The organism is Streptomyces sp. NPDC001027, assembly GCF_040299045.1.
Taxonomy (GTDB): Bacteria; Actinomycetota; Actinomycetes; order Streptomycetales; family Streptomycetaceae; genus Streptomyces.
Genome location: NZ_JBEPBI010000336.1, coordinates 1 through 6,739, shown reverse-complemented (window position 1 = coordinate 6,739; position 6,739 = coordinate 1). Strand labels below are relative to the sequence as shown.

The following is a 6,739-nucleotide window of genomic DNA, read 5'->3' as shown; positions in this document are numbered from 1 at the left end:
GTGTTGCGCGCGTACTGGAACTCCGGCGTGCCCTCCTCCAGCACCGCGAGCTGGTCGAAGAACAGTTTCGACAACTTCCGCGCGTCCTTCGGCGCCACCTGCGAGGGGCAGGCGATGTCCGGCAGGTCGTAGGCCTGCCTGTCCGTCGACGTCGCGCTCCTGAGCGTCATGACCTGTTCCCTCCCGCACCGTAGAGGCCACTCGCGGCGCCGGCCGAACGCGGTCGGCGCCGTCCCGCGAATACCCCCTTATTCTGCCTCCATGCCTGCCCGCACACGAAATGCGGTCACAGGAATCGGCGGATGGGCACGACGGCCGCCTCGCGCGCCCGCTGCAGCACCGAGCGTCGCTTCCACCGCCCCTGTCGGATCAGGACGGCGGCCCGTACGTCGTCGTCGAAGTGACCGTCGAGGGTGACCGTGAACTTCTCGTCCAGCACGGCGAGCATGATCTCCTCGTCGTGGTCCAGGGAGCGGCGGTTGAAGTTGGTGGAGCCGACCAGGGCGGCGACGCCGTCCACGGTGACGACCTTGGCGTGCATCATCGTCGGCTGGTACTGGTAGATCTTCACCCCGCAGGCGGTCAGTGCCTCGTAGTGGTGCTGGCCGGCCAGTTGGCAGACCCGCTTGTCGGTGTGCGGTCCGGGCAGCAGGATCTCCACCTCGACGCCCCGCCGGGCGGTGGCGCAGAGCAGGTCGACGAAGTACTCGTCGGGTGCGAAGTAGGCGGTGGCCAGGCGGAAGCGGTGCTCCGCCGACTCCAGCACGACCCGGATCAGCGTCTGCATGTCCTGCCAGCCGAAGCTGGCCGAGCCGCGCACCACCTGCACCACCGCGTCGCCCTGCGGACGGTGCTGGACGAAACGGTCGCGCTCGTCGAAGAGTTCGTCGTGGCATTCGGCCCAGTTCTGCGCGAACGCGGCGGCGATGCCGTCCACGGCCGGCCCGCGGACCTCGACATGGGTGTCACGCCACTCGTGCTCGTTGCGGGCGTCCCCGCACCATTCCTCGGCGATGCCGACCCCGCCGGTGAAGGCCGTCTGCTCGTCCACGACGAGGACCTTGCGGTGGCACCGGTGATTCTGCTTCAGCGGTGACAGGAGCAAGGGTCTGCGGAACCAGGCGATCTGCACGCCGGCCTGCTCCATCTCCGCCAGCAGGTCCTTCTCGATGAGTCTGCTGCCGAAGCCGTCCAGCAGCAGCCGTACCCGCACGCCGGCCCGGGCGCGCTCGGCCAGCGCCCGTGCGAAGTCCCGGGCGATGTCCCCCTTCCAGTACACGAAGGTCATCATGTCCACCGTGTGCTCGGCGGACCGGATGCCCGCCAGCATCGCGGGGAAGATCTCGTCCCCGTTGCGCAGAGCGGTGAGCGCGTTGCCCTCGGTCGCCGCGATGCCGATCAGCCGCTCGAGCCGGCGGCGTATGCGCGCGGCGCGCTCCTGCGCGTCCGCGGGCGCCGGGACGTCGGCGCGGAGAGTCGGCTCGGGCCGTTCCTGCGTACTGGTCATGCCTGATCACCTGGCCGGCGCCCGTGGGAGACAGAAGCCGCGGCTCCCGGACCGGCTCGGGACGCGGCGAGCAGCATGTACCCCCAAGTTCCCGCGGCACCCGTCGGCCGGGGCGAGTCGTCCCGCACCGGAGCGGCGCGTGGGCCAACGCCGGACGGGGTACCCGGCCGCGGAGGTGTGTGAAGCGGAGGCGGGAGAGCGGGCATGACGGCGGGAGACATTCGAGCGAGGAGCGCCGCTCCCGGCGCACGGAGAGGGGCCGGGCCGAAGCTCCGTGTACCGCGCGGGACCGGAAACGGGCAGCGCCCTCGACTGCGCTTCGACGGCTGGATCGCGGGGATGGGCACGGCCCACGGGACCCGCCTCGTGCTGGGGCACTGGTCGCGATCGCCGTTCGGGGCGTTCAGCGATGTGATGGTGGAACGGCCCGACGGGGAGCGGCTGCTGTTCGCCCCCACCCGGGAGACGGCGGACTTCGTCAGCGACACCTACGTCTTCGACACCGTGCGGGTCGTCCCGGTCGACGTGAGCGTCGACGGCGACACATGGACGGTGGCGGCCGGCCCGCTCTTCGTGCGGTTCGCCACCGGTCGCCGAGGGCTCCTGGGCGTCCTGCTGCGCGCCGTGCCGGGCCCGCTCGCCCGCCGTCCGGCATGGAGCGCGCTGACCGACGTCCCCGCCCGGGTCCTGCTGCCGGGCGTGCGCACCCGCGGCAGCGCCGGCGGGAACCGCAGGGAGTGGTACGGGGCCCGTGACCTGCGTCCGGTCCGCGCCCTGTCGGCGTCCTTCGGGGGCGGCGACCTCGGCGGCGTCGCGCCGGTCGATCCGCCCGTGCGGTTCGGGTTCGGCTCGGTTCCCCGCGCGCCCGCCCTCACGCGGGTCACGACGACCGTGCGACTCGGCCCCGGGGAGACCGGCCCGTCGTGACCGGCGCCGACCGTCTCTGCACTCGGCCGACGCGCCGGCGGCTCCCGGCGTCGGGCCCCTGACGTCGACGCGGACGTCACCTGGGCGTTTGGACCGTCCCGCCCGTGCAACTCGTCGACGGCAGGCAGGACCCCGCGGGCCGCGCGAACGTCCGAGCGCGCCCCGGGCGGCTCAGGAGGAGGCATGGATGGATCACTCCCGCGTCCCCGTACTGGAGGCTCTGCAGGAGTTCCGGCGCCGCGGTGACGTGGTGTACGGCCCACCCGGCCACAAGCAGGGGTGGGGAGCCGATCCACGGGTCGTCGACGTCGTCGGCGAGGGGGTGTTCGCCTCCGACGTGCTCTCCCTCAACGGGCTGGACGACCGCCGGGAATCGCAGGGAGTGCTCACCGAGGCCGAGGAGCTGATGGCCGACGCGGTCGGCGCCGAGCGGGCGTTCTTCTCCACGTGCGGCAGCTCCCTGTCGGTGAAGACCGCGATGCTGGCGGCGGCCGGGCCGGGCGAGAAGCTCCTGGTCTCGCGCAACGCCCACAAGTCGGTGATCGCGGCGGTGATCGTCAACGGCGTGGACCCGGTGTGGGTGCACCCGAAGTTCGACGCCGAGCGGCATCTGGCGCACCCGCCCGAGCCCGACGACGTGCACCGCTCGCTGCGGGCGCACCCGGAGGCGAAGGGGATGCTGCTGATCACGCCCACCGACTGGGGCTCGTGCGCGGACATCCGGGGCGTCGCCGAGGTCTGTCACGCCCGGGACGTCCCGCTGATCGTCGACGAGGCCTGGGGGGCGCATCTGCCGTTCCATCCCGACCTGCCCGCCTGGGGCATGGACGCCGACGCCGACCTGGTCGTCACCAGCGTCCACAAGATGGGCGGCGCCATCGAGCAGAGTTCCGTCTTCCACCTCCAGGGCGACCGGATCTCCCCGGAAGTGCTCAAGCAGCGTGAGGACCTGCTGGGCACCACCAGCTCGTCCTCTCTCGTCTATGCCACGCTCGACGGCTGGCGCCGCCAGATGGCGGAACAGGGGCACGGCCTCCTCGACGCGGCGCTGCGGCGCGCGCTGCGCATCCGCCAGGCCATAGAGGACGTGCCCGGACTGCGTCCGATGGGCCAGGAGGTGGTGGACGAAGGGCTGACGGCGGAACTGGATCTGCTGAAGATCACCGTCGACGTCCGCAAGCTGGGCATCAGCGGCATGCAGGCCGCCGAGTGGCTGCGCGCCCACTGCCATGTCGACGTCGGATCGTCCGACACGTGCCGGATCAGCGCCCAGATCACCCACGCCGACGACGACCGGACCGAGAGCCTGCTCATCGACTCGCTGCGCCGCCTCGCCGACCGGGCCGGCACGCTCGAGTCGCGGCCCGCCGTCCGGCTTCCCGACCCTCAGGCGCTGGAGCTGGAGCAGGCCGTGCTCCCCCGGACCGCGTTCTTCGCCGAGGCCGAGCACGTTCCCGCGGAACGCGCCGTCGGACGGGTCTCCGCCGAGACGCTCAGCCCCTATCCGCCCGGGGTGCCCGTCCTGGCGCCCGGCGAGGTCATCACCCGGGAGGTCGTCGACTACCTGAGGACCGGCGTCGCCGCCGGCATGCTCGTCCCCGACGCCGCCGATCCGTCCCTCGACACGCTGCGCGTGACCGCCCGATAGGGCCACGGCCGATGTCCGCGGCGGAACTGTTCACGTTCGGACACAGCACGGCGAGCCGGGCCGCCCTCGGAGAGCTGCTGTCGGGGGCCGCCGTCGACGCCGTGGTGGACGTGCGGACGGCTCCCGGCAGTCGCCGCGACCCCGATCTGGTCCGGGAACGTCTGGCGCAGTGGCTGCCGGCCGCGGGCATCGCCTACCGCTGGGAGCGCGACCTGGGCGGCTTCCGCCGGCCGGAGCCGTCGTCGCCGGACACGGTGTGGCGCAACGACGCCTTCCGGGGCTATGCCGCGCACACCCGTACGCCGCACTTCCTGGCCGCGATGGACCGCCTGCTGGACCAGGCGGCTCGGACCCGCACGGCCGTCATGTGCAGTGAAGCGGTGTGGTGGCGGTGTCATCGCCGTCTCATCGCCGATTTCGCGGTGGTCGCCCGTGACGTGCCGGTGCTGCATCTGATGCATGACGGGCGGCTGACCCCGCACAGCCCCACCCCGGGCGTCCGCCTGCGCGACGACGGCCTCCTCGTCTACGACGCCCACGACGCGGGACGCAACGCTGCGCCGTCCTGGTGAAGCACACGTCGCCGACGTGTCCCGGCGGTGCGGGCGGGCACCCGGCGGCCGTGGACGTACGCAGTGGTGTGACGTCCTCGCGGCCGCGGTCGTACGTGCCGCGTCCCGGGACACGGCCGGGCTGATCCGGTCGACCGTACAGTGGGCAGTCCGCATTCGTCCGCTTTCGATCCGACCTGTCGCGCCCCCGCCCCCACCCCCGCTCTCACCTCCACTGGACCGTGTATGCACCAGCCGTTCGCCGCCTCGGACGACGCCGACGCCCTGTTCGGTCTCGACGCCCTCGGTCCCCGGCCCGAGGCGGCGAGCACCGGTCGGCCGTCCTTTCGCGACTCCGACGCCGCGCACCGACTGCTGGCCGTGCGGGAGATCCACGCCGAACCCGCGGCTGCGGCCTCTCCGCGCGGGCGGCAGATCATCGGCCGCTTCCCCGGGGCGCGGCTGGTCGAGGTGGAGTCGCACTGGCGCATCCCCGGGCTGCACGGCAACGAGGGCAACGTGGCACGGTGGGTGCGCGTCAAGGGCGAGACGCTGGTCCTCGGTGAGCGCAAGTCACTGAGGACGCGTCCCAACGGCCGGTCCGCCGACTGGATCGCGCCGGGCGCCTCCAACGGCTGCGCGATGTCGTGCGCCTACTGCTACGTGCCGCGCCGCAAGGGATACGCCAACCCGATCACCGTGTTCACCGACATCGACCGGATCGTCGGACACATCGGCCGGCACATCGCCCGGCAGGGCCCGAAGCCCGAGCCGAACCAGTGCGACCCCGAGGCCTGGGTGTACGACGTCGGGGAGAACGGCGACTGTTCGGTGGACGCCCTGATCAGCGACAACACCGCGGATCTCGTGCACGCCTTCCGGCAGTGGCCGACGGCCAAGGCCTCCTTCGCCACCAAGTTCGTCAATCCCGACCTGCTGGCACTGGACCCCCGGGGCCGGACCCGGATCCGCTTCTCCGTGATGCCCCCGGAGGACTCCCGGCTGCTGGACGTGCGCACATCGCCGGTGGCCGAGCGGATCGCCGCCGCCGCCGACTTCCTCGACGCCGGCTACGAGGTGCACTTCAACCTGTCGCCCGTCGTCGTCCGTCCCGGCTGGGAGGAGGCCTGGACGGAACTGCTCGGGCTCCTGGACGACGTCCTGCCCGACCGGGTGAAGCGGCAGGCCGCCGCAGAGGTGATCATGCTGACGCACAACCGGGAGCTGCACGAGGTCAACCTCGGCTGGCATCCTCGCGCCGAGGACGTCCTGTGGCGGCCGGACCTGCAGGAGACCAAACGGTCCGAGAACGGCGCCCTGAACGTCCGCTACGACAGCGCCACCAAGGCGCCGGCCGTCGCACGGCTTCGTGCGCTGGTGGCCGGTCGAGCCCCGTGGCTGCGCATCCGCTACGCGTTCTGAGCCGCGCCCGCGGTGAACGCGGGTGAACGGGGACGGGCCGACGACCGTATCCACGGTCGACACCGCCGACGAGCCCGCCGCAGCGTTCCCCTAGGATGATCGCGATGAAGACCCCGGAGCAGCGCCTCGCGCCCCCGCCTGTGCGGCGGTGGCGGGCGTTGTTGGTGTTCGGGCTGCTGGCGGGCATCCTGGCCATGCACGCCCTGGCGCCCGGGGTCGCCGTCCACGAGCACGCCGGGTCCCCGCACGTGAACGCCGTCTCGGTCAGCGCGCTGGAGCACTGCGCCGGGGACCACGGGGGCTGCGGCGGGGGACGCCTCCATCACGCGGACCCGACCTGCGCGGCGGCCGCGGTGAGCGGTGCGCCCACCCTCGGCGCCCTCGTCCCCGACCCGGTGGCCGTGCCCGTGCGCACCGACGCCGTCCGCCCGTACGCGGGCCGGACGCCGGACGAGGCACGCGCACCGCCCTCTCTGGCGGAACTGCAACTCCTGCGGATCTAGACACCACGCGGCACCACGTCGCCGGCGCGGCGACCTTCGGCGCCGCGGCACGTCCGGATCCCCTTCTGCACGACACCACAGGAGTTTCAGCATGCGCAATTCCCGTACCCTGACCCGCCGCGCCGCCGTCTCGGCCGCGTGCGTGGCCGCCGCGCTCGTCCTCGCCGCCTGCGGCGGCGAC

General features: G+C 72.7%; 6 protein-coding genes and 1 pseudogene. 5 read left to right on the top strand and 2 right to left on the bottom strand.

Going from position 1 to position 6,739, the window contains the following annotated elements:
- Both ABT300_RS39850 and ABT300_RS39845 read right to left on the bottom strand, forming a co-directional pair.
- Positions 1 to 170: pseudogene (locus ABT300_RS39850) on the bottom strand (RNA polymerase sigma factor SigF); the annotation flags it as partial.
- 116 nt (positions 171 to 286) lie between these two features.
- The gene (locus ABT300_RS39845; protein WP_351686815.1) at positions 287 to 1,507 is read right to left on the bottom strand and encodes a phospholipase D-like domain-containing protein; all 1,221 of its coding nucleotides are present in this window, start codon (positions 1,505 to 1,507) and stop codon (positions 287 to 289) included.
- A 339-nt stretch (positions 1,508 to 1,846) separates the two neighbouring features.
- On the opposite strand from ABT300_RS39845, the gene ABT300_RS39840 reads away from it, so the two are divergent.
- The 5 genes from ABT300_RS39840 to ABT300_RS39820 all read left to right on the top strand — a co-directional run bounded on the left by ABT300_RS39840 (position 1,847) and on the right by ABT300_RS39820 (position 6,558).
- Positions 1,847 to 2,434, top strand: a complete 588-nt coding sequence (locus tag ABT300_RS39840) for a hypothetical protein (protein ID WP_351686813.1) — start codon at positions 1,847 to 1,849, stop codon at positions 2,432 to 2,434.
- Between the two features lie 187 nt (positions 2,435 to 2,621).
- A complete protein-coding gene (locus ABT300_RS39835; protein ID WP_351686810.1) occupies positions 2,622 to 4,082 on the top strand; it encodes an aminotransferase class I/II-fold pyridoxal phosphate-dependent enzyme in 1,461 nt (486 codons plus the stop codon).
- 11 nt (positions 4,083 to 4,093) lie between these two features.
- A complete protein-coding gene (locus tag ABT300_RS39830; protein WP_351686807.1) occupies positions 4,094 to 4,654 on the top strand; it encodes a DUF488 domain-containing protein in 561 nt (186 codons plus the stop codon).
- 225 nt (positions 4,655 to 4,879) lie between these two features.
- Positions 4,880 to 6,055: a spore photoproduct lyase family protein gene (locus tag ABT300_RS39825; protein ID WP_351686804.1), complete on the top strand. Its 1,176-nt coding sequence runs from the start codon at positions 4,880 to 4,882 to the stop codon at positions 6,053 to 6,055.
- A gap of 104 nt (positions 6,056 to 6,159) precedes the next feature.
- Positions 6,160 to 6,558 carry a DUF6153 family protein gene (locus ABT300_RS39820; RefSeq protein WP_351686802.1) on the top strand — a complete coding sequence of 133 codons (399 nt, stop codon included), beginning with the start codon at positions 6,160 to 6,162 and terminating at the stop codon, positions 6,556 to 6,558.
- Positions 6,559 to 6,739 lie beyond the last annotated feature (181 nt).

Bases quoted from the DNA above. Each gene is read 5' to 3' on its own strand.
- ABT300_RS39845 (WP_351686815.1), bottom strand. From the start codon at position 1,507: ATGACCAGTACGCAGGAACGGCCCGAGCCGACTCTCCGCGCCGACGTC.
- ABT300_RS39840 (WP_351686813.1), top strand. From the start codon at position 1,847: ATGGGCACGGCCCACGGGACCCGCCTCGTGCTGGGGCACTGGTCGCGA.
- ABT300_RS39830 (WP_351686807.1), top strand. From the start codon at position 4,094: ATGTCCGCGGCGGAACTGTTCACGTTCGGACACAGCACGGCGAGCCGG.
- ABT300_RS39825 (WP_351686804.1), top strand. From the start codon at position 4,880: ATGCACCAGCCGTTCGCCGCCTCGGACGACGCCGACGCCCTGTTCGGT.
- ABT300_RS39835 (WP_351686810.1), top strand. From the start codon at position 2,622: ATGGATCACTCCCGCGTCCCCGTACTGGAGGCTCTGCAGGAGTTCCGG.
- ABT300_RS39820 (WP_351686802.1), top strand. From the start codon at position 6,160: ATGAAGACCCCGGAGCAGCGCCTCGCGCCCCCGCCTGTGCGGCGGTGG.